Annotated in this window: 20 protein-coding genes; 6 read left to right on the forward strand and 14 right to left on the reverse strand. The window is 36.2% G+C overall.

The genetic code is table 11. The features are described from left to right. From ACTTG8_RS00335 to ACTTG8_RS00375, 9 genes are all read right to left on the reverse strand, one after another. Entirely contained in the window at positions 1-1,206 is a 1,206-nt protein-coding gene (locus tag ACTTG8_RS00335; protein ID WP_442560160.1) for a glycoside hydrolase family 88 protein, read from the reverse strand. Positions 1,207-1,293: 87 nt separating this feature from the next. Further along, on the reverse strand, positions 1,294-3,300 hold the full coding sequence (locus tag ACTTG8_RS00340; RefSeq protein WP_442560161.1) for a heparinase II/III family protein: 2,007 nt from the start codon (positions 3,298-3,300) through the stop codon (positions 1,294-1,296). Continuing rightward, on the reverse strand, positions 3,293-4,705 hold the full coding sequence (locus tag ACTTG8_RS00345) for a sulfatase family protein (RefSeq protein ID WP_442560162.1): 1,413 nt from the start codon (positions 4,703-4,705) through the stop codon (positions 3,293-3,295). Before ACTTG8_RS00345 ends, ACTTG8_RS00340 begins: the two co-directional genes overlap by 8 nt. A gap of 68 nt (positions 4,706-4,773) precedes the next feature. Further along, positions 4,774-5,916, reverse strand: coding sequence for a hypothetical protein (locus ACTTG8_RS00350; RefSeq protein ID WP_442560163.1), 1,143 nt, complete (start codon positions 5,914-5,916; stop codon positions 4,774-4,776). Positions 5,917-5,923: 7 nt separating this feature from the next. Then, a complete protein-coding gene (locus tag ACTTG8_RS00355; RefSeq protein ID WP_442560164.1) occupies positions 5,924-7,600 on the reverse strand; it encodes a DUF4091 domain-containing protein in 1,677 nt (558 codons plus the stop codon). Between the two features lie 2 nt (positions 7,601-7,602). Continuing rightward, positions 7,603-8,496: a carbohydrate ABC transporter permease gene (locus tag ACTTG8_RS00360; RefSeq protein ID WP_442560165.1), complete on the reverse strand. Its 894-nt coding sequence runs from the start codon at positions 8,494-8,496 to the stop codon at positions 7,603-7,605. 27 nt (positions 8,497-8,523) lie between these two features. Beyond that, a complete protein-coding gene (locus ACTTG8_RS00365) occupies positions 8,524-9,432 on the reverse strand; it encodes a carbohydrate ABC transporter permease (protein WP_442560166.1) in 909 nt (302 codons plus the stop codon). Positions 9,433-9,580: 148 nt separating this feature from the next. Then, positions 9,581-10,918 (reverse strand): ABC transporter substrate-binding protein, encoded by a 1,338-nt coding sequence (locus ACTTG8_RS00370; RefSeq protein WP_442560167.1) that lies wholly within the window; start codon positions 10,916-10,918, stop codon positions 9,581-9,583. Between the two features lie 99 nt (positions 10,919-11,017). Then, a complete protein-coding gene (locus ACTTG8_RS00375) occupies positions 11,018-12,106 on the reverse strand; it encodes a substrate-binding domain-containing protein (RefSeq protein WP_442560168.1) in 1,089 nt (362 codons plus the stop codon). A 172-nt stretch (positions 12,107-12,278) separates the two neighbouring features. On the opposite strand from ACTTG8_RS00375, the gene ACTTG8_RS00380 reads away from it, so the two are divergent. Then, entirely contained in the window at positions 12,279-12,911 is a 633-nt protein-coding gene (locus tag ACTTG8_RS00380; RefSeq protein WP_442560169.1) for a bifunctional 4-hydroxy-2-oxoglutarate aldolase/2-dehydro-3-deoxy-phosphogluconate aldolase, read from the forward strand. A 125-nt stretch (positions 12,912-13,036) separates the two neighbouring features. Then, positions 13,037-14,134, forward strand: coding sequence for a PfkB family carbohydrate kinase (locus ACTTG8_RS00385; protein ID WP_442560170.1), 1,098 nt, complete (start codon positions 13,037-13,039; stop codon positions 14,132-14,134). A gap of 115 nt (positions 14,135-14,249) precedes the next feature. On the opposite strand, the gene pdxR is transcribed toward ACTTG8_RS00385, so the two are convergent. Both pdxR and ACTTG8_RS00395 read right to left on the reverse strand, forming a co-directional pair. Then, a complete protein-coding gene (gene pdxR / locus ACTTG8_RS00390) occupies positions 14,250-15,647 on the reverse strand; it encodes a MocR-like pyridoxine biosynthesis transcription factor PdxR (protein ID WP_442560171.1) in 1,398 nt (465 codons plus the stop codon). A 129-nt stretch (positions 15,648-15,776) separates the two neighbouring features. Beyond that, positions 15,777-18,110 carry a WG repeat-containing protein gene (locus tag ACTTG8_RS00395; RefSeq protein ID WP_442560172.1) on the reverse strand — a complete coding sequence of 778 codons (2,334 nt, stop codon included), beginning with the start codon at positions 18,108-18,110 and terminating at the stop codon, positions 15,777-15,779. A gap of 179 nt (positions 18,111-18,289) precedes the next feature. Between ACTTG8_RS00395 and ACTTG8_RS00400 the strand changes: the two genes are divergently transcribed. The 3 genes from ACTTG8_RS00400 to ACTTG8_RS00410 are packed head-to-tail and all read left to right on the forward strand — an operon-like array spanning position 18,290 to position 21,798. Further along, positions 18,290-20,206 (forward strand): ABC-F family ATP-binding cassette domain-containing protein, encoded by a 1,917-nt coding sequence (locus ACTTG8_RS00400; protein ID WP_442560173.1) that lies wholly within the window; start codon positions 18,290-18,292, stop codon positions 20,204-20,206. Then, positions 20,199-20,795: a hypothetical protein gene (locus ACTTG8_RS00405; protein ID WP_442560174.1), complete on the forward strand. Its 597-nt coding sequence runs from the start codon at positions 20,199-20,201 to the stop codon at positions 20,793-20,795. The genes ACTTG8_RS00400 and ACTTG8_RS00405 overlap by 8 nt, the downstream gene beginning before the upstream one ends. Next, a complete protein-coding gene (locus ACTTG8_RS00410) occupies positions 20,770-21,798 on the forward strand; it encodes an SPL family radical SAM protein (protein ID WP_442560175.1) in 1,029 nt (342 codons plus the stop codon). The genes ACTTG8_RS00405 and ACTTG8_RS00410 overlap by 26 nt, the downstream gene beginning before the upstream one ends. Here ACTTG8_RS00410 and ACTTG8_RS00415 read toward each other — a convergent pair whose 3' ends face one another. Beyond that, positions 21,799-23,352 carry a S8 family serine peptidase gene (locus tag ACTTG8_RS00415; protein ID WP_442560176.1) on the reverse strand — a complete coding sequence of 518 codons (1,554 nt, stop codon included), beginning with the start codon at positions 23,350-23,352 and terminating at the stop codon, positions 21,799-21,801. A gap of 124 nt (positions 23,353-23,476) precedes the next feature. Between ACTTG8_RS00415 and ACTTG8_RS00420 the strand changes: the two genes are divergently transcribed. After that, positions 23,477-25,123: a putative polysaccharide biosynthesis protein gene (locus ACTTG8_RS00420; protein WP_442560177.1), complete on the forward strand. Its 1,647-nt coding sequence runs from the start codon at positions 23,477-23,479 to the stop codon at positions 25,121-25,123. On the opposite strand, the gene ACTTG8_RS00425 is transcribed toward ACTTG8_RS00420, so the two are convergent. Next, positions 25,112-25,768 carry an HAD family hydrolase gene (locus ACTTG8_RS00425; RefSeq protein ID WP_442560178.1) on the reverse strand — a complete coding sequence of 219 codons (657 nt, stop codon included), beginning with the start codon at positions 25,766-25,768 and terminating at the stop codon, positions 25,112-25,114. The genes ACTTG8_RS00420 and ACTTG8_RS00425 overlap by 12 nt on opposite strands. 54 nt (positions 25,769-25,822) lie before the next feature. Further along, complete coding sequence (gene efp, locus ACTTG8_RS00430) at positions 25,823-26,380, reverse strand: elongation factor P (protein ID WP_442560179.1); 558 nt, start codon at positions 26,378-26,380, stop codon at positions 25,823-25,825. Positions 26,381-26,467 lie beyond the last annotated feature (87 nt).

Consider the following 26,467-nt stretch of genomic DNA (forward strand, 5'->3'; position numbering starts at 1 on the left):
TTACCAGTACATTTCCCAATCCTGTCTTACCAATCTTGTAAGAGCCTCCATAAAGAAATAATCTCCCCAAATAACACATTCGTCCACACCACTGTTCTTACAGGTGTTATATGGTGTCTTCTTTGCATAGGTTCCATGTAAAAGCTGACCATTTGATATGCTCTTATCCTTTACCTGGTAATTCTCTATAAGAGAGTGCATAAGTTTTTTTGCAACTGATGTATAATATGCTGCCTTCTCCTCATCAAGGTACTTGCTCATTTCTAAGAAACCACAAATCGCAATTGCTGCTGATGAAGAATCCCTTGGCTGCTCAGCCTCATCCCCATCTCCAAAACTTAAATCCCAGTATGGGCAAAGGTCTTTTGGAAGATGGCTGAGGAAATATTTTGATACTCTTTCAAAATACTTAATATATTCTTTATCACCTGTATTCTTATATGCAATAGCTGTTCCATAAATTCCCCAAGCCTGTCCTCTTGCCCAAGCTGATGCATCCTTATAACCCTGGCAGGTAGCACCATGTGAAAATTCTCCACTGTCAGGATTAAAAAATATGGTATGCCAAGTTGAATCATCATCTCTTATTACATACTTCATTGTGGTAATAATATGATTTTTAGCTATATCTGCATAATGATTATCCTTTGTCACCTCACTTGCCCAGTATAACAATGGCACATTAAGCATACAGTCTATAATAAGTCTTGCATTATCCCTTGCCCACATTTCTCCCCAAGCTTGAATATACTTTCCTTCAGGACGGTATCTGCTGCAAAGCTGGTCAGCAGCCTTTATTGCTGCTTCTTTTGCATTCTCATAAGAAAGCAAACGATATGCCGCAACACAGGACGGTATATATAAAAATCCCATATCGTGATGATCTATATAATGTCTTATGTTAATTCTCTCTAAGAAAGAATCTGCCTGCTTTTTGCCTGCTGTTTCAAATAATGCTTTGTCCTCTGCATTTGCAGCATTTTCATAGGCAAGCCATACCTCTCCTGTCCAGAAACCGCTTGTCCAGTCTGTATTAATGTCCGGTTTATAAAAATTTCCTTCGCTGTTTGCAGGAGGAAAATGTTCCTCAAATTCAGGAAGATTGTTCTTAACCTGCTTTGTACAGGTGTCAAGAGCATCTTTTACCATCTCATCCGAAGTTTCCGGATAATTCTTTAATAAATCAACATCAATCCATTTTTCCACTTATCCAATCTCCTTTTTATCCTACTAACATAGGTAACAGGCTTGTTGTCCTTTGTTAGCTGTAATCTAAACAAAATACCGTATTAACTACCACCTAAGCACTGTCATATACTCAGGCTTTTTATGAAATGCACAAGCCATAGTCTGTCCAAGTCCGTACACTCCTTTTATGCCGTTTAAGTCGCTTGTATTTCCCACATCGTTTCTAAGAAACACTATACCGTATTGCTCTTCTTTCCTTGTAATCAAATATCCCTGTACTTCATCTTTTCTTAGTACAGTATCATAGGCATAATTATATACTTCCTCTTCTAAAATACTTGCTTTTTCACCCATAACAGTTTTTGCAATTATGGTAGTTAAAAAATACGAGCCTTCCGTATTTATCTTAAGGGCTTCACTTTCTCCTATCTGATTATAATGCCTTGACACCGAAGATTTGACTATATCCTGTGTTACCTCTCCATTTTCATCAAAGCTTTTTATTACAAATTCGCATTTATCCCCTTTGCCGATTATTAGGTTATTTTCTCTTTTAAGGCTAATATTTTCAGCAAAAGCAAAATGCTGCGATAACACATTATCCTTATTCCCGATAATTTCATCACTGATAATAATTATATCAGACTTTGGTGCTACCACTCTTCTTCTAAGCAATACTCCGGACTCCATGTACCCACAGTGCACACCTTCAAATAATAAGAAATCATCCTTTTTAGTAAAAATGTTACCAAGTGAAGGCGGCAGATTTTTATAAGTCCAAGAATTTACACTAGGTGCGTATTCACTGTTATTTATAAGAGGTACATTGTGAGCCTTTGCACCCTTTAGTATGTATCTTTCTTCTACGTCTTTATACGTATATCGTCCACCATCCCTAAGTATCTGCTCTCCGTTAAGCCACAGTTCTATATGAAACTTATCCTGATGTCCATGACCTCCTCCAAGACTGCCGTTTCTAAAATACAAAAAATCAGAGTCTTCATTATAGGAGTTTCTTAAGATTGCCTCACCACTTTCCGGTAAGGACACAAGCCCTGCAGGAATTTCTAACGCTTCCAGCTTTTCATAATCTTCTATTCCCTTAACCCCGAAAAGCCATGCTCCTTCAAAGTCAAGATGTGTAAAGCCTGCAAATTTAAGCACCTTATCACCAAACAAAACTGCTGCCTGACTTAACAAATCTCTTACATCGGTATCATCTGAATCCCCCGTCATAAGCTGATGATGGTTAGGATATGTTCTCTTAAAAGTAGCATGAGCCATATTTCTTATAATCTGCTTTTCTTCCTCTGAAAACGGCTCATCCTCATAAAGCTTAGCCACTCTTAAAACTTCAAGGTAGGCAGCCAGTACCTCATTATGGTACATAGGAGAAGCTTCCCACTGCATTCCGTCATCATGTATCTGTGTATGTAATGCCAGTTTTAAGAAATGAACAGAGGTTTCTCTGTACTCTAAATTTTTAAGTATGTGTGAGAGTACATACAATCCTGTGTACTCCATTACACCCCAGTTACTTTTTATCGAAAAACCTTTTTTCGGATTTTCTGCCAAATGCTTTGCATGTACAGCTAAAGCAGAGAAAAACTTTTCCTTTACATCTTCGGTAATAAGAGAACTGTCTGCAAAAAGAGCCATTGCACGTACCCAATAATCAGCACGTAGTCCTACTTCAAGGGTTCTCCAAAGCATTTTATCAGTTGTTTCTATATCAATGTTTTCACTTATCCAGTCAAGTAACTGTGCTATAAATGCTTTAACATACTTATCATCTAAGTAAAGCCTGTAAGCCTGTCCCAGACATATCCAGTATCTATGCCTGTTAAGCTGAAAAATAAATTCCTGATCTTTGTTAAGACAGTAATTCCATTTTATTTTTCCATCAAAATGTACTGCTTCACTTGTTGCCTCCATATCCCATGGAAGTCTGAATAAAAATGTATGCCCTGCAGTTTCATCTGCTGTCTTTACAACTATATCCTTCATTTCTTCGCAGTTTTTAATACAAAAATCTGCAATTTTTAGGTAGTCCTCTTTTTTATATACGAAATGTTTGCAAAAATCATTCCATAACAATTCTGTATTATTCATTATCTACTTCCTTAAGCCAGTTATCAAGAAAACTGTCTTTTTGACGTTTCATCCAGCCTATAACCTCTGCTTCAAGCTTTTTTGCAAGCTCTTTATTTTCTTCAATTTCTAAATCAAGCAGATTTTTCTGCTCTGGATCTTTTAATATATCATAAAGATACCTCTTAGGCTTACAAATCACATCATAGCCAAGCTCTAACACATAGGTATACCTTTTTGTTCTTACTCCACGCCAGCCATAGGCTGCAGGGTTTTTGCCTGCTTTTTTAAATTTTTCAACAAAATCAGCTCTTCCCGGAGAGGCACAGATAAAGCTTACTCTGTCCTCATCTTCTTCGCCCTTTATAAATCTTGAGCAGTCTTCGCCCTCTACCGTATCAGGTATAGGACAATTTAACAGACCTAAGACAGTCGGCATCATATCCTGACTTCCTATACAGGTACTGCATTTTTTATTATCATTACCCGGCATATGTACTACAAACGGTATTCTGATTGATTCTTCATACCATACATGTTTTCCCATAAGTCCATGTGAGCCCATCATATCTCCATGATCCGCAGATAAAATAACAAGGGTATCATCATATAGGTTATTCTCTTTTAGATAATCAATCAACCGTCCAAACTGCTTGTCAAGACCACTTACAGCCGCATAATACTGCTTTGTGGTAAGAGTCATTTCTTCCTCTGTCATTAGAGCATTTTCACCTGTATGATGATGAATATCTCTCAGGCATACATTACTTTTAAGCTTCACCTTATCATAGAGATTTAGATACTCCTCAGGAACCTCACTGTAAACGCTATGTGGAGGATTCCAAGACATATAGAGGGCAAACGGCTTTGATTTATCTCTTTTTTCTGACAGATATTCGATAGCCTTATCCGTTTCATGTTCCGGCGACCATTTGTTTACCTTAATCATCTCATCTGTATCCTGCCAGTAATGAGGCGATAAGTGCATGTCATAGGTTCCGTAAGAATACCAGTAGTCAAAGCCATGTCTTCTTACTCCCGGAGGAGTGTATGCATCCCAGTCCCTTGCACCTGACTTTGGCTCCTCACAGTGGTTCTGCTCAGGCTCGTCCAAATGCCATTTTCCTATATAGGCTGTATCATAACCTGCCTCTTTAAGCACCTGTCCTACACAAATCTCGTCATCACCAAGTCTTAAAGGTAAGCCTCTTTTACAATTTGTAAAAAATCCTGCCGATAGCGGATATTTTCCTGTCATAAGACTTGCCCTATGAGGTGAGCAGACAGGAAATGTACTAAAAGCATGATCACAATAAGTTGACTCTGAACAAAATCTGTCCATAAGAGGAGTTAACACCGGATCTTCATTAGCATATCCCATAGCTCCGGCTCTCCATTGATCTGCAAAAACAAATAACAAATTCATATTCTCTACTTCACTCTCCTTCTATCCGCTTCATCTAAGTCAGATTATTACACTACAAACTATCTGATTTATGAATTAAACAACTTCTTCTCGTCAAGATATATTCCAAAACCATAGCAGGGCTTAACTGAAATAGGATTGCTTCTGCTGTCTGTGGGTATATCCTGCACCGCAGCATAATAAAATCTGCTTTCCTTCTCCTTTTCGGTGGCTTCTACCCATTCTGCTCCAAGCCCTATTGCTATCTGCTGCCACACTGTAGCCGCAGGTCCTATAAGACTGTCATCACCTATCATAAGCTTAGCACCTATTTCATATATTCTCTTTGCCAGTTCGATAGCATCTATTATAGAGCCTGATGAATCCGGATGAATATTGTAAATTCCACCCATACCCGGCAATATAGTTTTTACCGCCTCTCTTGACGGTCTTAGGGGATAGTCAGGTATAAGCGGCAAATCAGTAACCTGTCTTTGAATCTCTACCCATTCTTCATTGCTTATATATGCCGGATCTTCACAGGCATCAAGTCCCGCCTCATGAAGGGCTTTAAGGCAAATTGCAATGTTTTCTAAGGATTTTTCTTCTCCTATATTTTTATATCCTCCGTTTACATCCCCTATAATAAATGTATTATGATTTTTAGAATTATCTCTTACTGCTTTTATAATCTTTTTATCAAGTTCTACATCGCCAAATAATTTAACCTTTATAAACTCCGACTTTTTATTAGCTATAGCAAATCCTGTTTTGTTAGCAACCTCCTCAGGATTGTCACTCAGAATTACATATACTCCGCAAACCGGCTTTCTCTCCTTAATTCCGAGGATATCCAGTGCCGATTTTTTCAGACATTTGCCTGCAAGGTCAATTATTGCCATTTCCGCCATTTCTACTATATTCTCAGGAAAAATACCCCGCTTTGTGCGTAAAAGAGAGAATGCCTTTTTTATACTTAACCCCTTAAGCATATTGATATTATTATGAGTTTCATCTAATGAAACCTCAGGGTTATTAACGCTGATAACACATTCTCCGTATCCGCTTTCATTTCCTGCTCTTAAAACCAGAAATAAATGCTGTCTGCTTGTCCATGTGCCAAAGCTGAAATGTTGATTTACCTCAACTGACTTTAAGCATACTTTGGCTTCTTCAATATTTACATTAAGTTTAGATAATTCTCTAAATACTCTTTCTTCTGTATTTTCCATTTTCATATTAAACCTTTTCAGCACTTGTAAGTATCCTACTTATCTTACGTCTAAGCATAATAAGATACTCCTGTGATTTTGGATATTCAAAAAAGGTAAGAGGCTCTGACAATCCCTCTTCCAAAAGCTCTATTACCGCTGTTTTTCCTATTTTAGCTTCAAGCAGTTTAAGTACTCTGTAATCCTGCATAGCTTCATTCATCACCATAAGTCTTATAGACTCCTCAGGCTTTCCACCCTCTCCCGGATACACCAAAAATGCATCACCAGAAGGGAAACTACCCTCGCAATCAGTTATTTCATAGGGATTAATTGCCTTTTTTGAAAACTGGTTATTGTAAAAATTAAATCCCCAGTGAAGTATTCCTTCCATTCCAAACTTATATACCAAAACTCCATAAATTCGGGTTCTTGCTAAAGGCATAGAGAAAAAGCGGTTTGATACCAGTTCATACTGAGAGGTACAATAATAGCTCCACAAATGCGAAACATTATTTTCTATAAAAGGCTCTATGTGATTTATCGCACATACCGGAATATCCACAAGCCCTTTTTCATAAAATTTATAATCCGACAAAGCATCAATTATCTTACAATCCTTCAAATAAGGAAGTACCGACAGCCTTGCTTTTTCATATTCCTTAAGATGCTCTTGTCTTGGCTCATCAGAAATATGGAAAAATGTTTTATCAAGCAAATTTTTTTCTGATAAAAATGTCTTTAATGCTGGAATAAACTGCTCTAAAAATACAGTATATTCACCCACAGCAGGGGTATCCCAGCCAAATCTTCTTATTAATTTGCCATTCTTTTCTACCATTATCTTAGGTGCAAAGCCTGCTCCCCATTGAGTAAAAAAATGAGCAATTTCAAAATACTCTATTCCTGCCTCGCTGCACAGAGCTATCCACCTTTCAAGCTTATTAAAATCAAACTTATACTTTCCGTCACTCTCAGTTATACCGACAAGCTGTACTGTAGTACGCTCACCACCTACCTCAGTATCAAGAGGTGGTGTAAATACCGGAGTTAGAATTGTATTTCCTCCACGCTTTACATATACTTCTATAAAATTTTTCAAAATTTCCCAGTGTTCTTCACTAAACGGTGAAACCTTATAATAATCAGCAAGGCAGTCACTGTGAAACCACTCTGTATGGTAAAGCGTGAGTTTGGGAAGTGGTATGGGAATTACCTCAACCTTAGCAGTAACTTCGATTTCGACTGTATCATCATATTTTAATACACAGACTCTGACCGGGTAAATACCGCCCTTTATCTTATCTGTAATATCTACATCAATCCAAAAGCTCTGCCAAATTTCGGGTAAAATAGCTGTTTCTCCATCTTCGTCAAGCTCTCTTAATAAATCCGGATAAAGCCCCGGTGTACATTTAAGATAATTTCCGTCCTTTTCCGAATGAGCCGGATATTCAGATGGAACCAAAGCCACACGCCTTACTTTTATGTATGGCTTTAAATCACTGTACACCTTAAGCCTTACCTTCTCTTTTCTCCTTATATCTGCCCTGATTGCTACCTGAAAGGATACATTTTCCCCAAAAAATCCCTGAAAAGCGCAGCGCTCAGGAAAGTATAAAGGCTCTTTATCTGTAAACACCTTCTCCATTGAGTTTACTAAAAGCATAGAATATTTTTCAGAAACAGCTTTTCCCATACTCATATTTAGCCCTTAACTCCTCCTGTTATTCCACCAATAATCTTCTTTGAAAGACCTATATAAAGAACAAAAGTAGGAATAAACACAATTATTACTGATGCAAATAAGCCTGACCAGTCTCCACTGTACTTCATTCCGTTAATCATTGAGAACAGTCCTAAAGCTACAGGTCTTAGTTTCTCTGAGTTTACGAATAACAGTGATAAGAAATACTCGTTCCATATTGCTATAAAATTAAAAATTGTTACAGTTACGACACCACCCTGTGCAAGTGGAAATACAATCTTCCAGAAAGCCTTTACGGGATGACAACCATCTATTGCCGCCGCCTCTTCATAGGCACTTGATATATTGGCAAAATATGCCATTAGGAAGGTGGTTGTATATGGCACTTTTATTGCCACAAACAGCACTATAAGCACTATTCTGTTTGAAAAAGAATTTCCAAGTACACCTGTCCTTGCAACCCAAGTATAGAGTGGGATAATTACCATTATAAGTGGAACACCCATAGTACCTGCGAGCGCTGATGTAAGGGTTTTTCTTCCCCAGAATTCAAATCTCTGTAACACATAGGCATAAGGTGCACAAATCATAATAAGAAATGTACAAGATAAAACAGCGTAAAGCAATGAGTTAGTAAAGAATACCGAAACATTGGATGAAACCCATGCCTTTTTATAGTTTTCAAAATGAATTCCTGTCTTAAATCCCAGGATATCTCCCGAAAATATATCTGCTGTGGTAGACAAGCTTGCTGCCACTACCCAGCCTAAAAGCACCACTGTAAAAAGAACCCATGCAATCAAAATTATATAACCGGGCAAAAGCTTAATTTCCTTTTTTAAATTAAAGGGTGCAGATTTTTTTTCTTTTTTTGCAGTTTTTAGCATTTTCATAATCAAAACCTTTCATAAATTTAACTTTTAAAACTCCAAATCATCATCCTTAAGAACTCTATTTGCAATCTTGAATATAAGTACCACTAAAATGCAAAGAATTATACCTATCGCTGCACCTGCTCCGGCATCACGTGAAATTATATCCGCAGTTTCTGCTCCAAACACCTTGGTATACATATATACCATAGGAACAACTGTGGAAGTATCTGCTGTAAGAGGTGAGAAAAGCTGTGACCATATAAAGAAACCGGCTATACTAATAGACCACATAATAATATTTGTTCTTAAAATACCCCTTAATAGAGGCAGGGTAATATGAAAGAACTGCTGAACTTTATTGGCTCCATCTATACCTGAGGCTTCATAATACTCTTTACTTATTCTCTCTATACCGCTTATCCATATAAGCATATGATGTCCTATCATACCGAAACAGTAAGAAAAGAGCAGTGCCCAGAACTTATGCTCTGCATCTAACCACTGTATTTTTGCAAGACTTTCTAAACCAAGCATATTGAAAAAAGTAGTTAAAAATCCATAGGAAGAATTAAATGCATACTGAATCCACATTGTAGCCATAGCTACTGCACTTATTACATTAGGTAAATATATTGCTGCCTGGAAAAATCCTTTTCCCCTTATTCCACTGGTTAAAATAATAGCTATCAGTAAAGATAGTGATAGTGTCGTTATTCCTCCGATTGTCCATATCTTTCCTATATTTATAAGCGACTGTCTGAATAACGAAGCATTAAATAAATCCAGATAGTTCCCAAAACCCCTGAATTCCCATTTACTAACAGGATCCGTAATTTCTATAATCTTAAAAAAACTCATAATTACGGTTCTTATTATTGGATAAACAAATACTCCAAAAAACAATAATGTCCCGGGAATAGTAAATGCTAAAATCATACTTTTATTGCGTTTCATAAATATTTTCCCTTCTGATACAGACCACTGTTATACATATATAATTTACAAAAATGGGCAGGTCAAGTGAAATACCTGCCTGCCCTATTATGCGCATTTACGCATTTTCCTGCAAATTACATATTTTTCACAAATAAGGCCCTATACTTTATTTTCCTGCTGCCTTTTTCATGTTTTCAACAAATTCTGCACCTGTGAGTTTTCCTGAGTAAAGCTTAATTAAGTTCTCCTTTAATGCAGGTGTAATGTCAGGGTTGCTTTCTGCTCCACCCATAATCTCCTTGCAGTTATCAAAGTAAGGTTTTACATCTGCAAGCTGCTCAGGCCAAGAATGATTCTCTACATCTGCTGGAAGGCTTATACTCTCTTTAGCTAACTTCTCATCATATTCGCCTCTTGTCATCTTCTCAATAAAACCAAATGCAGCTTCTTGATTCTTACACATAGAAGTTATAGCAAAGCTCTGTCCACCAATAACCATTGCCTCTGTTCCATTTACACCATTCTTTACTTCAGGATAAGCGAAGAATCCCCATTCAAAATCAGGACCTGTAATATTCTTAACCTCATTAACCATATATGTTCCTACGCAATACATAGCAACCTTGCCTGTTGCATACTCTGTATTCTGTCCTGTAGGGAATACGTTGGAGGCAACAAGTTCTGAGAAATATCCCTTAGCTGCAAGATCTGCAAGATCATTAGCAGTCTGTAAAACTTCCGGTCTGTCCCAGCCATTTTCATTTACGATTTTCTTTAATCCGTCACTTCCTGCCAGTCTTCCAAGGTGCATACCAAATGCCTGTGGCACATATGCATCGTCAGTAGTAAGAGGAGTTATACCTGCATCTTTAAGTTTCTGACAAGCAGCTAAAAACTCATCCCAGTTAGCAGGAGCTTTTTCAATGCCTGCCTGCTTAAAAAGTTTTTTATTATAAAGATAAGCATTCGACTTAAACTGATAAGGTATTTCTTTCAATACACCACCATTATAGCCTCTAAAAAGTGATATCATTGTTGGATTTGTACGAGGCTCATAATTATGCTCCTTAACCAAATCCTCAAGACTTATAATACGATCACCGTAGTTACTCTTATTTCCTGCACCGTCAAAAAAGTCTACCTGCTGATTTGCATCAAGTGCAGGTATTAAACCTTCTTTAATACCTTTTCTTCCCTTAAACTCAACCTCAATATCAACTCCGGTCTCCTTCTCATAAGCCTCGATAGCTTCTGCTATAACCATTCCCTGTGGCTCTGTAGCTTCCCAGTTAGACCAGTATACAAGCTTTACCCCATCGAACTTCTTTGCATCAGAACCTGTCTGAGAAGTACTTGCTGCTTTGCTTGCTGCCATAGATGCAGACTTTCCTGTGGAAGTAGCTTTTCCTGTATCTGCCTTATTTCCACATCCTGCTAATGCTGATACCACCATAGCACCCGAAATCACTGCAACCCCAATTCTCTGTAAAAACTTTTTCTTCATAAAATGTTCCTCCTTTTAATGTTTACATATATATGAGTTTTTTGCACATCTTTATTAATTAATAAACTATGTACAAAACCTTTCATAATCAAATATTAATTACTGCACATTATAAATCTCAGCATTATTTTCAAGCGCAATATCAATCTTACATAACATCACATCCGGCACAGGCATATTTTTAATAAGACAGTCTACCATAATCTTAAAAGCCATATACCCCTTTTGATAAGGATTTTGGTCTATAACCGCAGACATCTTTTTCTGTTTTAAAAACTCCAAGGTTTCTTCATTTAAGTCTGTACCAATTAATGCTACTCTAGAGCTTTCTTTTCTTCTTTCAAGGGCTTCTACAAAAGGTGCATTATCATGTGATGTAAGAGCATATATAATGCATATATCCTCATACTTGTCAAGTGCATCACAGGCATTGTTATAAAGCTCACCTCTACGGTTCATGCTTCTTGTATAACCCTTTATAAACTCCAGTTGCAACTTCGGTTTGTGCTGATTTATATAATCACAGAAACTGTTCAAACGACCTTCATGAATTTTTGAATCAGCTCGTCCAATAGATACCAGTACCCTTCCCTCTTCAGGAGTGATAAGTGTAGCAAATTCTGCTGCCACCTTTCCTACCTGCACTTCCCGTGGTGGAATACAAATAAGACCTTCCGGACTCTTAATGTGATCATCTATAACCATAACTCTGGTATTTTGCGCTAACAGTCTTTGTATTTGCATCAAAACTTCAGGTGCTCTTGTAAACGAAATTGTTATGACTCCTCCATACACATCCGAGCCTTCTTTAGCAATCTCTTTCAGCTGTGTAAGCTGTTGTGCCTCGTTATCACATATAAATGGAATGATTTCTACATTTAATCCTTTCAAATCCTTCGCACTTTTTTTTATTCCAAGCCATATATAATCAAAGTATATTTTTTTCTCCCACTTATCTTTAGGGAGGACTACTGCAATTCTCTCAGTTTTTCTCTTAATAGAGGCCGCAGCATAGTTTTCAACATACCCCATTATTCTAGAAGTTTCTAAAATCTTAGCACGAAGTTCATCACTTACTCCTTCTTTTCCCTTAAGTGCTCTGTGAACAGAAACCGAAGATACTCCTAATTCTCTGGATATATCCTTTATGGTAACTGTACCTGAAGCCTTCTTCATATCACCATCCATTTCCAGCCCCTCGACTTAAAAAAGTAAATTTCCTATTCACTTAAACTCTTAGTTCAAATAAATTAAAGATTATCGTTTGCGTAACCGTTTACTTATATCATATTTTATGCTATAATTAGTCTGATGTCAATATTTATTAGTAATTTTTTATAAAATTTTTTAGGAGGTATTTATGTCATTGTACAAAATCATCGAAAACTGTGGGGTGATTCCAGTTGTAGTGCTGGAAGATGCAGCTAATGCTGTTCCTCTAGCAAAAGCTTTGCTTGCCGGAGGAATTAATATCTGCGAGATAACATTCAGGACTGAGGCTGCCGAAGAGTCAATCAGGCAGATCGCCCTAAATGTACCTGAAATGATAGTAGGTGCCGGTACTGTACTTACAAAGGAACAGTTAAAAACAGCCACAGATGCAGGGGCTAAATTCATAGTCTCTCCGGGAAGTGATCTTGAGGTAATAAGATATGCAAAAGAACTCGGAGTATTAATGCTTCCGGGAGCTGTCACCCCTACCGAAATAATGCAACTTATAAAAGAAGATATTAAGGTTATTAAATTCTTCCCTGCTGATAACTATGGAGGACTTAAAACTATAAAGGCTCTTTCCGCTCCTTTCCCTAACATCAAATTTGTTCCTACAGGCGGAGTTAGTTTATCAAATCTCTCTACTTATCTTGAATTTGATAAAATTGCTGCTGTTGGTGGTTCTTGGCTTTGCACAAAAGACCTTATAAAGAGCAATCGTTGGGATGAAATAACTAAGCTGTCAAAAGAGGCTATGGATATTTTTAAAAGCGTACGTTAATTTTCACTAAATCAGACAGGTGTTAACAAATAAAAATAATTATTTAAAACTAAAATATAAGCTTAAGTGCTCAAATCAAAGATTTTATTATAATTCCAAGTTTATGGTATATGAATGGAGGATATATGAATTTACAAATTAAAAGCAAAAATGAATGCGTCTATGATGAAGTATCTATGGGCGAGGTAATGCTTCGCCTTGATCCTGGCGAGGGCAGAATAAGAACTGCAAGAAGTTTCAATGCTTATGAAGGGGGTGGCGAGTATAATGTTGCAAGGGGACTTGCAAAATGCTTTGGGCTTAAAACAGCTGTAATTACCTCACTCGCAAAAAATGATGTCGGCTATCTTATAGAAGAGATGATAGATGCCGGTAAGGTAGATTCACAGTTCATACTATGGAAAGATTTTGACGGCATTGGAAGATCTGTAAGAAATGGACTTAATTTTACAGAAAGGGGATACGGCGCAAGAGGTGCACTCGGCATATCTGACAGGGCAAACACTGCTGCAAGTAAACTTAAAGTAGGAGATTTCGATTTTGACCACCTCTTTGGTAAGCTTGGCGTAAGATGGTTCCACACAGGCGGTATTTTTGCTGCCCTCTCTGAAAGCACTGCAGAGTTTACTATTGAGGCTGTTAAAAAAGCAAAGGAATATGGCACTGTTGTAAGCTACGACTTAAACTACCGTCCTTCACTTTGGAAACATATAGGTGGCCTCGAAAAGTGCAGAGAAGTAAACCGCGAGATAGCAAAATATGTAGATATAATGATAGGTAACGAAGAAGATTATACAGCCTGCCTCGGTTTTGAAGTCCCAGGAAACACCGAAGATCTCTCTTCTCTTAATTTAGATGGATACAAACTTATGCTAAACGAGGCAACAAAGGTATATACCAATTGGAAGGCTGCAGGCACCACTCTTCGTGAAGTTAAGACCGCTACAATAAATGACTGGTCTGCAATGCTTTATGTAGATGGAGAAATATATCATGCTAACGAGTATAAAGGTCTTGAAATTCTTGACAGAGTAGGTGGTGGCGACAGTTTCGCTTCCGGATTAATATACGGTCTTATGGAAACAGGTGACCCTACCAAGGCTGTAAACTACGGTGCTGCACATGGCGCACTTGCAATGACCACTCCCGGTGATACTTCAATGGCAAGAAAAGCAGAAGTTGAATCCTTAATGGCAGGCAAATCTGCAAGAGTCAAAAGATAATACATCCCATAACAAATCATAATTTCTCTTAACATAATGATTTGTCACAATAAGATAATATGCTGAGTTTGCCTATATGAGAGCTTGCTCTTAATATAGCAAACTCAGCTAACAATTAAAATAATTTACAAAGCGTTTCTATTCCTTCTCTTATACTTCCCTCCCCTATATTGCCATATCCTATAAGCAAGGTTGCTATCTTTCCTTCTATATCTTCATTTACAATCCTATGTTTTGATAATCCTATCAGTTTAATACCTGCACTATCAGCCATATTTATAATTTCTTCTTCATGTATTCCAAAATTACATTCTACCACAAGATGCATTCCTGCATTTTCACCTTTTATTTTTATTTTACTCCCAAATTCCTTCAATGCCAAAATAAGTGCATCATGCCTGTTTTTATATATTTTTCTCGTTTTATTTATATGTCTTTCGTAATGTCCACCCTCAATAAACTCAGTAAGCACAGCCTGCTCTATCCTAGGAACCGGACAGGCTAAAAAAGCCAGTTTTTCCTTATATCTTTGAAGGAGTTTATCCGGAAACACCATGAATCCAATCCTTATTGCAGGGGCAACCGTCCTTGAAAATGTGCCAAGATATATAACCTTATCGCTACTGTCTATAGCCTTCATTGGTGGTATTGGAAGACCTTTGTATCTAAATTCACTATCATGATCATCTTCTATTATATACCGCTCTTCCTCCTTTGATACCCATTCAAGAATCTCCCTCCTTCTCCTTATCGGCATAACCAGTCCTGTTGGAAACTGGTGTGCAGGAGTTAAATATACTACCTTTGCATCCGTCCTTTCCAGTTCATCAGTCTTAAGTCCACTTTTATCTAAGCTAATAGGTCTTATTTTTCTATTTAATGACGAAAATATCTTATATGCCTGCATATAAGTCGGATCTTCCATAGCAAATTCAATGCTTTCATCAAACAAATTCTCCAAAAGCTGTAAAAGGTAGCCTGTACCTGCGCCAATTATCATATTTTCAGGTTTTACCACAAGTCCTCTATAACCAAATAGGTACTTCGAAATTGCCTGTCTAAGCCTTAAATCTCCCTGATGCTCACCTAAGTTAAAAAGTTTTCCCCCACCATCCCTCAAACATTTTCTATATAATCTGTCCCACATCTTATAAGGAAAGCTCTCCTTACAAAGTGAGAATGGAGAAAAGTCATATTTGTATTCTGTTTTTATAGATTTTTCTTCAGTTTTTATAGGTACAAGGTTCCAATTCCTACCTTCCCCCATCTTATCCACCTGATTTACATAATATCCACTTTGAGGGCGTACCTCCACATATCCCTCTGCATATAACTGTTCATAAGCAAGAGATACAGTATTTCTGCTTATCTGTAAATTAACTGCAAGTCCTCTTTCAGAAGGAAGTCTGTCTCCTTTTATCAATTCTCCATTTAAAATAAAATCCCGTATTTTAACATAAAGCTGCTCATAAAGTGGCATCTTACTTTCGTGGTCAAGTTCTACTGTAAGCATAGATTTCTCCTAATTAGGCATTATCAAGGTAATTATCATCTTCATTATAGAAAGGATTTATATAACTGTAAAGAGAAAAGGCTTAAAAACATAGTTTCCTACATTCTAAGCCCTTTTTAAAGATTAGTACTATTTAACTAAAATATAGTCAAATTCAGTTGGAATAATTACCTTTCCATCTTTATCCAAATAGCCATATTTTCCATTTTTCTTTACAAGATATAAGTTTTCTGAAATCACCTCTATACCCTCATACTGTAAAGGAATCAGTTCTTTTCCTTTTTTGTCAAGCATACCATATTTGCCTTTTTTCTCAGCAATCACATGGTCATTGTTCATAAAAGAACCTATCCAGTCATATTTTAAAGGTATTACTATCTCACCCTTTAAATTCACATAGCCTTCTTTTTCATTCTTCGCAACAATAGCCATTCCCTTCTCAAAGCTACCAATATAGGTATATTGTGGTTTTAATATAATCTTACCTTTCTTATTTACGAAACCATACTTATAGTCTTTGTAGCCTTTTCCAACTACAATCTTCGCACCATTTTCATTGATAAAAATATCATTATATTTAATCGGAAGAACAATCTTTCCTTTCTCGTTAATAAGACCTTGCTTTCCATTCTTTGAAATAACAGCAAGATCCACCCCATTCTCAGGATAATTCTCAATGTCCGTATAAATAGGTTTTAAAAGTTCTTTTCCTTTCACATCCATCATTCCATATTTAGAGTTTTTTACAGTTTTAAACATACCCTTGTAAGGTGTATAAATATCGTCAAATTTAATAGTCTTATCGAGTTTACCTGACTTATCTGCCAAGCCGAACTTTACATCACCATTTGATTTCAATATACTCACAATACCTGCTTTATCATGATAGCTATATACCTCATTATATTTTGGAGGTACTATCATCTTGCCATTTTTGTCCAAAAATCCATATTTAGTGATATAGTTATCTTTTAAACCAACCTTAATTTCTCCCGAATCTTTATACTCTATATCTGTATATTGAACCGGTGTCACCTGTTTTCCTTTTTTATTAATCAAACCGATTCTTCTGTTTCCCATCTTATCTGTTTTATAAATTCTAGCAAGCCCCCTTATAAAGAGGTCTACTTCATCAAACTTACAAGGAATAACAAGTTTTCCTTTTTTATCAATATAACCGTATTTTCCCTTTTTCTTTACTGCACAAAGACCATCAGAAAAATATTCTAACCCAGAGTATTCCTTACCTAAATCTAAAGCAACTTTTCCCTTAGTATCATAAAATCCGTACTTTCCGTCTTTATCTTTGAAAGTTGCCAATCCCTCCGAAAATGGGAAAATATAATCATCTTCACAAGGCACAATCTCTTTTCCACTTGCATCAAGCAATCCCCATTGGTCATAATTTACGCCCTTACTCACTCTTGCAAGTCCATGCTCAAAATTATCATGGGTAGAAAGTGTGAAGGGATAAAGTTCCTTTCCTTTTGCATCCACCATTCCAAATCTTGCCTCTTCATTTTCGCCCTTTCTTACGAAAAAGACTCCTTTTTCTTGTCGGTCACTAATATAACTTGCATCAAAGGGAAGAAGATTCTTTCCTTCGTAGTCAATCATTCCAACCTTATCCATTATTCCATTCTCATTTGTGTTTTTCAAGACAACGAGCTTTAGGTCATCATATATTTCAACATTGGAATATTTGTTGGATGCAACTAATTCTCCTTTATAATTCATAAGGCCATAAGTAGTACGCTCCCCTTCTATCTTTTCTGTCTTGTATAATTCACTTCCCTCAATCTCATAAAACATATTATATTGTGGACTTATAACCATTTCTCCTTTTTGATTAATAAGACCTCTGCTATTTTCATTCCAACTTACTGCAACAACAGCAAAACCATACTTATTGAAAGAATTAATATTATCGTATTTTAAAGGAACTACTTCCTTACCGTTTTTATCAACAGCTCCTACCTTTGCAACTTCCCCGTTCTCATCACCACTTCTTACTATTGCCATTCCGTTTACGAAATCATCCACCCACGCATACTTCATAGGAACAATAAGTTTTCCATTACTGTCCATAACTCCATAGCGATATTCTTCTTTATTTACTCTTTTCCCTACCCTTACGAGTCCTTCACTAAACTCTCCCATATCATCATATTCTTCTCCGTATCGCTTGCCTTCCTTATCAATACAGAAATATTTTTCTGAAACACCTTCTCCTATCCTAACCGTCAGCCTATCTTCCTTAAAAGCCTCTGAACTTACTTTATTAGCACTTCCTGTTTCTACTACCTTAGTTTCCTTGCCTCTTATTTCCACTGCATAGGCTTTCCCATCTTTATAGGCATACCCTTGTAAGGAATCCTCCGCCTTCACTACAACTCCACCCCACAAACCTAAAAATAAGTTTGCTGAAAGTAAAATACCAGCTATTTTTGCACTTCTTCTCATATACTGCCCTTCCCTTGAACATTTTCTTTATTTTACACCTATTTTGTACTTTATACAATATAAATACAGTTTATTTCAGTCAAATCCACCAAAAATAATACTTAAAACATCATACTTGCACTTATATGTTATAGTGTAGTAGAATATATTTGCACATATCAAACATTCAGGAGGACATAATGGTATTATCCTGTAATAATATTTCAAAAGAATTTGTAACCGGCCCTGTACTTAAAGAGGTTAGTTTTCATATAAACGAGCGTGAAAAAGTTGCTGTTGTAGGCATAAACGGTGCAGGTAAGTCCACTCTTTTAAAAATAATCATGAACGAGATGTCTGCTGATAGCGGAGATGTATTCCTTGCAAAGGGTGCTACCATAGGCTATCTTGCACAACACCAAAATATAGATACCGAACTTACCATATTTGATGTAATGCTTGAGGTAAAAAAAGATATTCTTGAACTCGCAGATAAGATGCGTATTCTTGAAACTAAAATGAAACAAGCAGATGGTACTGCTCTTGATGCTGTTTACGAAGAATATTCCAAAGTTACGCATGAATTTGAACTTAAAAACGGTTATGCCTACAAAAGTGAGATAACCGGTATATTAAAGGGACTTGGCTTTGATGAAGAAGAGTTTAGCAGAAAGGTAAACACTCTCTCCGGCGGTCAGAAAACAAGAGCTTACCTTGCAAGACTTCTGCTTTCAAAACCCGATATTATACTGCTTGATGAGCCTACTAACCATCTTGATATGAAAGCTATAGGTTGGCTTGAAACTTATCTTAAAAATTTTAATGGAGCTGTCCTCATAGTTGCACATGATAGATACTTTCTTGACAATGTTGCTGAAAAGGTAGTAGAGATTAATAATTGTAAAGCAACTACCTTTTTAGGAAATTATACAGATTATGCCAACAAGAAAAAAGCATTGCGAGAGGCCAAACTAAAGGCATACCTTAATCAACAGAAAGAAATCGCACATCAGGAAACCGTAATAGATAAACTCCGTTCCTTTAACAGTGAAAAATCTATTAAAAGGGCTGAAAGTCGTGAAAAAATGCTTGGTAAAATCGAAAAAATAGATAAGCCCACTGAAATAGATTCTTCTATGAAAATATCACTTAAGCCTCATAAAGAAAGTGGTAAAGATGTATTAAATGTAGAAAATTTGACAAAGTCCTTTGATGATACTCTTTTTGAAAATATCAGCTTTGAAATAAAAAGAGGTGAAAGGGTTGCAATTATAGGTGGTAATGGTACCGGAAAGACCACCCTTCTTAAGATAATAAACGCTCTATTACCTTCAGACAGTGGCAAAGTGACTCTTGGAACTAATGTTGAAATAGGCTACTACGATCAGGAGCATCAAGTACTAAGCCCGGATAAAACTTTATTTAACGAAATATCTGATGAATACCCTTATCTCACTAATACCGAAATAAGAAATGTACTTGCAAGTTTCCTTTTTACTAAGGACGATGTATTTAAACTTATTGGTACCTTATCCGGTGGTGAAAAAGGGCGTGTTTCCCTTGCAAAGCTTATGCTCTCCGAGGCAAATTTCTTACTTCTTGACGAGCCTACCAACCACCTTGATATTACATCTAAGGAGATTCTTGAGGATGCCCTTAACAGCTATGAGGGTACGGTATTATATGTTAGCCATGATAGATATTTTATAAATAAAACTGCAACAAGGATACTTGACCTTACCGGCAAACAACTTATTAATTATATAGGCAATTACGATTATTATTTAGAAAAAAAAGAAACATTAGAATCAGCCTTTTTAAACAATAATACCTCTGATAATGTTATACAAAGCGAAACTTCTGCCAACAGACAGAATTGGCAGTTGCAAAAAGAAGAGCAAAAAGAACTTCGCAAAATACAAAATGAGCTAAAACGAATTGAAGACGAAGTTGCAAAACTGGAAGAGGAAAATACCGAATTTGAGAAACAGCTCTTAAACCCTGCTATCTCTTCAGATGTTGGCAAACTAATGGAAATCCATAAGCAAAAAACTGCCAATGACGAACGCATAGAAAGCCTTTTAGAGCGATGGGAGGAATTGTCCGTAAATGTCTGATACAAATATTAGAATTATAAATATAAACGGAGGGGCTATCATTATGATAAACCCTCCGTTAAATTGTGAAAGTTTTATCAATATAAAGCTTATCAATAAAATATCAAAGGAAGATAAGACATCCTTTCTCTTTCCTGCCATGTTTGGAGATTTTCACTGTTTTGAAAAAGAATCTGTATCCAATGAACTTTATGAAACCTATCAAAACTTAAGAAAAACCTTTGCCCATGAAGATATTTTTGTGTTTGAGTCTTTACAAAACAGAGAAACAAAGAGCCGATACAACCTTAATACACTTATTTTATACGCAGAAACTATAATCTCTGCTCAAAACAAGATAAAAGAAACTGACCTTTCTACTTCATTTGAGTATTTTATCCAAAGTTCATTTTACTCTGAGTTTATAAAGGAATACAGTTTCACTTCTTCTGAAATTATTATATTAAAAAGCCTGTTAAAATACGCCTTTCTTACCGGAATAGACCTTATCAGACTAATAGAAGAAATCAAGCAAAACTTAGAAGACAAAGCCAACAAAAAGCTGCTTAGAAAGGAGTTTCTCAATGTTCTCAGACAAAGACTTGCTTAACAGAGCTTTTGCACATATTTATGTAGAAGACAAAGTTAAAAACAATTCTAAGACACTAGATATCTTAGAATTATTTCAAAACAGTACTCTTATTAGCATAAATCACTATAAAGATGTTTTTACTCCCGGTGGTCAAAATCTCCTGCTTTCCAAACATTCTCCTTCTCTTATAATTGCAAAGAAAGAAGGAAGACTAATATATGAGGGTGCACCGGTATGTGAAAACTTCGGCAATGAACATTTTTACTATACCTCTCTTATAATGAACTGCTACTATGACTGTGAATACTGCTATCTTATAGGGATGTATCCTTCTGCCAACATAGTAATTTTTGTAAATATAGAAGATATTTTCTCTGAACTTAACCAATTATTAAACGAACATCCTGTGTATATCTGCATTTCTTATGATACGGATTTACTAGCTTTAGAAGGAATTACAGGCTTTATAAAGGAATTTATATCTTACACTGCAAAACATAAGAACCTCACTGTTGAATGTCGTACAAAAAGTGCCAATATAGGCATTATTAAAAAATATTTGGATGAGGGGCTTATCATACCTAAAAATTTTATTTTTGCATGGACATTTTCTCCTGCCGAGATTAGTACAAAGTATGAGCATAAAACCCCTAATTTTGATAGCCGTCTTAAAGCCGTTAAAACTGCTATAAGTCTGGGCTTAAGCCTAAGACTTTGTTTTGACCCTATATTAAAAGTTCCGAACTGGGAAAATTTATACAGCGAAATGCTAAACAAAATTTTTATGGAAATCCCTGCACAAGCTCTCAAAGATATAAGTATAGGCAGTTTTAGGGTATCTAAGGATTTTCTTTCTAAAATGAAGAAAAAGCGTGAAAATTCTATAATTTTAAACTATCCTTATACTCTTGAAAATGGTGTATATTCATACGGCCTCGTAGAAAATAAAAAACTGACCGAGTTCCTTATAACCCAGTCAGCTAAATATATAGATAAATCAAAAATATTTACATGGGAGTAGTTATTTTACAACTACTCTTTTTATAACTTCATGCCCTTGTTTATCAATTACATAAAATGTGGCTATTCCCTTCTTCAGTGCCAAAACTACCTCATTTTTTTTATTCAGTTTGATTTCATAGCCTTTTGTACCTTTTTTGAAATATGTAATCCCTTTCTTTCCTTTTACTGCCCTCACTGCCACAATGCCTTTATTGCCTATTTTCAGACGTATTTTTCCTGTCTTCGTACGATAAAATTTAATAGATGTTTTTAATTTCTTAATTTCTTCCTGTCTTTTTTGTTCTTTTAGCTCTTTCTTCTTTAGTTCAGCTTTTTCCCTCTCCACTTCTAGCTTTTTTGTTTCTTCCAGTTTTCTAGTTTCTTCTTTTTTTATCTCAGCAAGCCTTTTAGCCTCTTCTATCTTTGCCTCTTTTATCTTCGCCTCTTCTATCTTCTTATTAAAGTCCAAAAAAGACTGATAATGATTATAGGCGTAATTATAGGCTCCTAATGCACTTAACATTCCTCCTGTCCCAACCTTACCATATAAAGAAGGCAGGCTCTTTGTCCCATTTAATATAGCCTCTCTCACCTGAGAAAGAGTAATACCCGGAAAATCTGAATACAATAAAGCCGCAGTTCCCGTAACAAACGGAGCTGCCATAGATGTCCCATTTACAGAACCATAAGGAGAGGATATGTTTGGAAATACATTAAAAGTCTCCGAGTCTATGGTACTAAGTATTTTTGTTCCCGGTGCAGCAATATCTACAGCAGTATAACTATAGTTAGAGCTCGGATGAAGTTTACCATCTTCTTGTAAATTTGCTACCGTAATAATATTATCATAACTATACGATGCCGGATACATAGGCTTTAAATCTATGTTATTACCTATTTCGGTAATAGCATCTCCATTACCGGCTGCAATTACAAAGAGCATTTTTGAATTCTCTATAGTTTCTTCCAAATCTTTATCCGTACTTTCCGTTCCAAAACTTAAATTACAAATTTTAGCTCCCATTTTTTCTGCATAATTTATTGCATTTACAATATTAAATGTATATCCTGCCTCATCTTTCATTACCTTTAAAACCATTATTTTTACACTACTGCTGCCTGCAACTCCTGCTATACCCCTTGAATTTATGGTAGCCGCTATTATTCCTGTGACATGTGTACCATGCATATCCTCTTTTCCATCATATAATACATTATTATTATCATAAAAATTCCATCCATGTACATCATCTATGTATCCATTTCCATCATCATCAATACCATTTTCCGGAATTTCTCCCTTATTAACCCAAAATGCATCTTGCAAATCCTCATGATTATAATCTACACCGGTATCTATTACAGCTACTATAGTCTCCTGTTTACCTCCACTATACATAGCTCTTACTTCCGGAAAATCTATATCTATGTCATTAGCATTGTCAAGTCCCCACTGAAAATGAAAATACCTGTCATTAAAGAGTATTTCAGATGCTAAAGCCTTGTATGAGAATATCCCTACAGAAATGCTTAAAGCTAAAAATAAAGCCAATATAATCTTAGTTAATTTCATGTAATCCTCCTTAGGCTTAACATAATAATCAATTCTTGAGGCATAATAAAGTCAAAATCAAAAAAAGTTGATATTCTCCCTAAAAAAAGGTAGAATGGAATATATATAAACTTATACTTAAGAAATGGAATATATAATGAGTTCACAACATAAAAAACAAACTGATAATTTTCTAGTCCAAGGCAGTATACTTGCCATTACCTCCATACTTGTCCGTATCATAGGACTGGTGTATAGAATTCCAATGGCAAGAATACTTGGAAATGAAGGAATAGGTTATTATGGCTATGCCTTTGAAATATATAATTTCTGTTTCATCATTTCCTCTTATGGAATGCCTATGGCAGTGTCTAAGCTCGTATCAGAAAAGACTGCCAAAAGAGAATATAACAATGCTTGGAAAATCCTTGTGGGCGCTCTGATTGTCTCAGTAATATCCGGTGGACTTCTATCTGCCGGTGTTTACTTTGGTGCAGGTTTTATTGCCACACATATGTTCGCTAACCCTGCTATACAGATACCTCTAAAAGCTCTTGCACCTACTGTAGTGGTAAGTGCAGTACTTGGTGTTATAAGAGGTTTTTTCCAAGGTAAGGGAACAATGGTTCCTACTGCACTATCACAGTTTTTTGAACAGATTATAAATGGAATCGTAAGTGTATGGGCTGCCTTCACATTTGCAAAATCTCATAGTGCCTCCTTAGACATAGCTGCACATGGTGCTGCAGGAGGTGTTACAGGTACATTTGCAGGAGCACTTTTCGGACTCATAGTCATTTACCTTCTTCTCGTTTTAAATAAGCCTACGCTTAAAAAACAGAGACGCAGAGATAGGTCTCAACCTAATACTATGCCTTACCTAATAAAAATAATCCTTGCTACTGTCATACCCGTTATGCTTAGTCAAATACTGGTACGCAGTAACGGGCTTATTTCTATGACTTTATTTAATAATATTCTCCATCTAAAGGGAATGGCCAAAGAATCATACACTGCACTTTACGGAATATATGAGGGCAAATTCCTTTTACTATGTAATATTGTAATGGGTATAACAAGTGCAATTACCACTGCCTCCATTCCTTCTTTAGTTAGAGGAAATGTCTTAAGTACTCATAAAGAAGTTGAAAAAAAGGTTAGGCTCGCACTCAAATTTAACATGATTATAGCCATCCCTTCTACGGTTGGCTTAGCCCTACTAGGTGCCCCTATAATAAGACTTCTTTTTGGTGATACTGACCCTATTATCAATAAAATTATGCTAATCGGTTCTGTAACCATTACTCTTTACACTATTTCTATTCTGTTTAGTACCGTAATACAGAGTATTCACAGTATGATGATTCCGGTAATGATAAACCTTATTGCCATGCTTATAGATGTAGCATTTATCTTTGTATTATTAAGATATACCAATGTGACTATATTGGCACTTGTATTTGGCAATATGCTAATGCCTGCTGTAGTTATAGTTTTAAGCTGGGGGATTATAAGATTTGTCCTACATATAAGAATTGAGTTATTCAAAACTTTCATAATTCCAACTGTAGCATCCGGAATTATGGGCTTTTTGGTATATTTCTCTTATAACTTTGTACTTTATATAACCCAAAAATATTACCTTGGACTTGCAGTTTCAATCCCTATTGGACTGCTCTCATTCTTTATATTCGAGCTCTTATTTAGGGGCATAAGTCAGAGAGAACTTAGATTCTTTCCCGGTGGTCGCTCTTTAATAAAGCTCGCTGAAAAAATGCATCTAATGAGATAAATCCTGCAGGAAACTTATTACATCTCCTAAGTTTCCTGCTTTTCTTATTATAAGCCTAGATATCTCTTCATCAGGTTCTGAAAGATCAGGTACCATAATTACATCTACTCCTGCTCCATTTGCAGAACGTACTCCATTAGGAGAATCCTCAAGTGCCAGACAATCCGATGGTTTTTCTTCTACCTTCTCACAGGCAAAAATATATACATCCGGCTCAGGCTTTCCATTTTTTACCATATCTGCACAAATAATCTGATCGAACTTTTCTTCAAGCCCTGTCTCTCTTAAACATTCTCTAGCTCTTTCCTCCGGTGTAGCTGTAACTAAAGCTCTTTTTATCCCTACTTTCTTAAGATAATCTAAAATTTCATCTGCAAACGGTTTTTTCTCTATACCAAATTTTTTCAAGTCTTCTTCCATTATTTCTTTTCGCCTGTCTCTTACCTTATCATAGTCAAAATTCTTTCCAAAAAATTCTTGCATAATAGGCTCAGCATACTTTTTTGTACAACTCCTAAGATAAAGCTGCTCCTTCACTGTCATCTTAAATCCCATCTCATTCGCTGCCTGTATCCAAGCTTTCTGATAATGTTTCTCCGTATCTAATATAAGTCCATCCATATCAAATAACACTGCCTTATACATATGTTCTCCTTTTAAACCTAAATAGGCTGTCACCCTCTGTGACAGCCTGTAAAATTATACTCTCTTTAAATATTCACCTGTTCTTGTATCAATCTGAATCTTATCACCCTGATTTACAAAAAGAGGCACATAAACTGTAGCACCTGTTTCAACTACTGCAGGCTTTGTAGCTCCTGTAGCAGTATCTCCCTTAAATCCAGGCTCAGTATCAGTAATCTCAAGCTCTACAAACATAGGAGGCTCTATTGAGAATACCATTCCGTTATGTGAAAGCATTGATACTGTCTCATTTTCCTTAACAAACTTAAGTGCATCACCTACCTGCTCGCCGGTAAGTGCAAACTGCTCATAAGTTTCATTGTCCATGAAGTTGAACATATCACCATCAGTATACATATACTGCATATTCTTCCTGTCTATTCTTGCCTGAGGAAATTTCTCAGTAGGACGGAATGTAGTCTCCTTAACACCACCGTTCTTTATGTCTCTAAGTTTGGTACGCACAAAAGCTGCACCTTTTCCCGGCTTAACATGCTGAAATTCAATTATCTGGAAAACACTGTTGTCAATCTCGACTGTAAGGCCATTCCTAAAATCGCCTGCTGAAATCATTAAAAATTCCTCCTTAAAGCTTATCATAAAATTAAATTGCCCTTTACTCTTAGGACACTGTCATTTTATTCTACTACAAATTCGGCA

This window comes from Catonella sp. (genome assembly GCF_052173895.1).
In the GTDB taxonomy this organism is placed as follows: domain Bacteria; phylum Bacillota; class Clostridia; order Lachnospirales; family Lachnospiraceae; genus Catonella.

Excerpts from the sequence above, each read along its gene's own strand:
- ACTTG8_RS00385 (WP_442560170.1), top strand. The coding sequence starts at position 13,037 with ATGAATTTACAAATTAAAAGCAAAAATGAATGCGTCTATGATGAAGTA.
- ACTTG8_RS00405 (WP_442560174.1), top strand. The coding sequence starts at position 20,199 with ATGTCTGATACAAATATTAGAATTATAAATATAAACGGAGGGGCTATC.
- ACTTG8_RS00380 (WP_442560169.1), top strand. The coding sequence starts at position 12,279 with ATGTCATTGTACAAAATCATCGAAAACTGTGGGGTGATTCCAGTTGTA.
- ACTTG8_RS00395 (WP_442560172.1), bottom strand. The coding sequence starts at position 18,110 with ATGAGAAGAAGTGCAAAAATAGCTGGTATTTTACTTTCAGCAAACTTA.
- ACTTG8_RS00375 (WP_442560168.1), bottom strand. The coding sequence starts at position 12,106 with ATGGATGGTGATATGAAGAAGGCTTCAGGTACAGTTACCATAAAGGAT.
- ACTTG8_RS00425 (WP_442560178.1), bottom strand. The coding sequence starts at position 25,768 with ATGTATAAGGCAGTGTTATTTGATATGGATGGACTTATATTAGATACG.
- ACTTG8_RS00400 (WP_442560173.1), top strand. The coding sequence starts at position 18,290 with ATGGTATTATCCTGTAATAATATTTCAAAAGAATTTGTAACCGGCCCT.
- ACTTG8_RS00370 (WP_442560167.1), bottom strand. The coding sequence starts at position 10,918 with ATGAAGAAAAAGTTTTTACAGAGAATTGGGGTTGCAGTGATTTCGGGT.
- ACTTG8_RS00340 (WP_442560161.1), bottom strand. The coding sequence starts at position 3,300 with ATGAATAATACAGAATTGTTATGGAATGATTTTTGCAAACATTTCGTA.
- ACTTG8_RS00350 (WP_442560163.1), bottom strand. The coding sequence starts at position 5,916 with ATGGAAAATACAGAAGAAAGAGTATTTAGAGAATTATCTAAACTTAAT.
- efp (WP_442560179.1), bottom strand. The coding sequence starts at position 26,380 with ATGATTTCAGCAGGCGATTTTAGGAATGGCCTTACAGTCGAGATTGAC.
- ACTTG8_RS00410 (WP_442560175.1), top strand. The coding sequence starts at position 20,770 with ATGTTCTCAGACAAAGACTTGCTTAACAGAGCTTTTGCACATATTTAT.
- pdxR (WP_442560171.1), bottom strand. The coding sequence starts at position 15,647 with ATGCTTACAGTAGAACTTGACCACGAAAGTAAGATGCCACTTTATGAG.
- ACTTG8_RS00420 (WP_442560177.1), top strand. The coding sequence starts at position 23,477 with ATGGAATATATAATGAGTTCACAACATAAAAAACAAACTGATAATTTT.
- ACTTG8_RS00360 (WP_442560165.1), bottom strand. The coding sequence starts at position 8,496 with ATGAAAATGCTAAAAACTGCAAAAAAAGAAAAAAAATCTGCACCCTTT.
- ACTTG8_RS00415 (WP_442560176.1), bottom strand. The coding sequence starts at position 23,352 with ATGAAATTAACTAAGATTATATTGGCTTTATTTTTAGCTTTAAGCATT.
- ACTTG8_RS00355 (WP_442560164.1), bottom strand. The coding sequence starts at position 7,600 with ATGAGTATGGGAAAAGCTGTTTCTGAAAAATATTCTATGCTTTTAGTA.
- ACTTG8_RS00345 (WP_442560162.1), bottom strand. The coding sequence starts at position 4,705 with ATGAATTTGTTATTTGTTTTTGCAGATCAATGGAGAGCCGGAGCTATG.
- ACTTG8_RS00365 (WP_442560166.1), bottom strand. The coding sequence starts at position 9,432 with ATGAAACGCAATAAAAGTATGATTTTAGCATTTACTATTCCCGGGACA.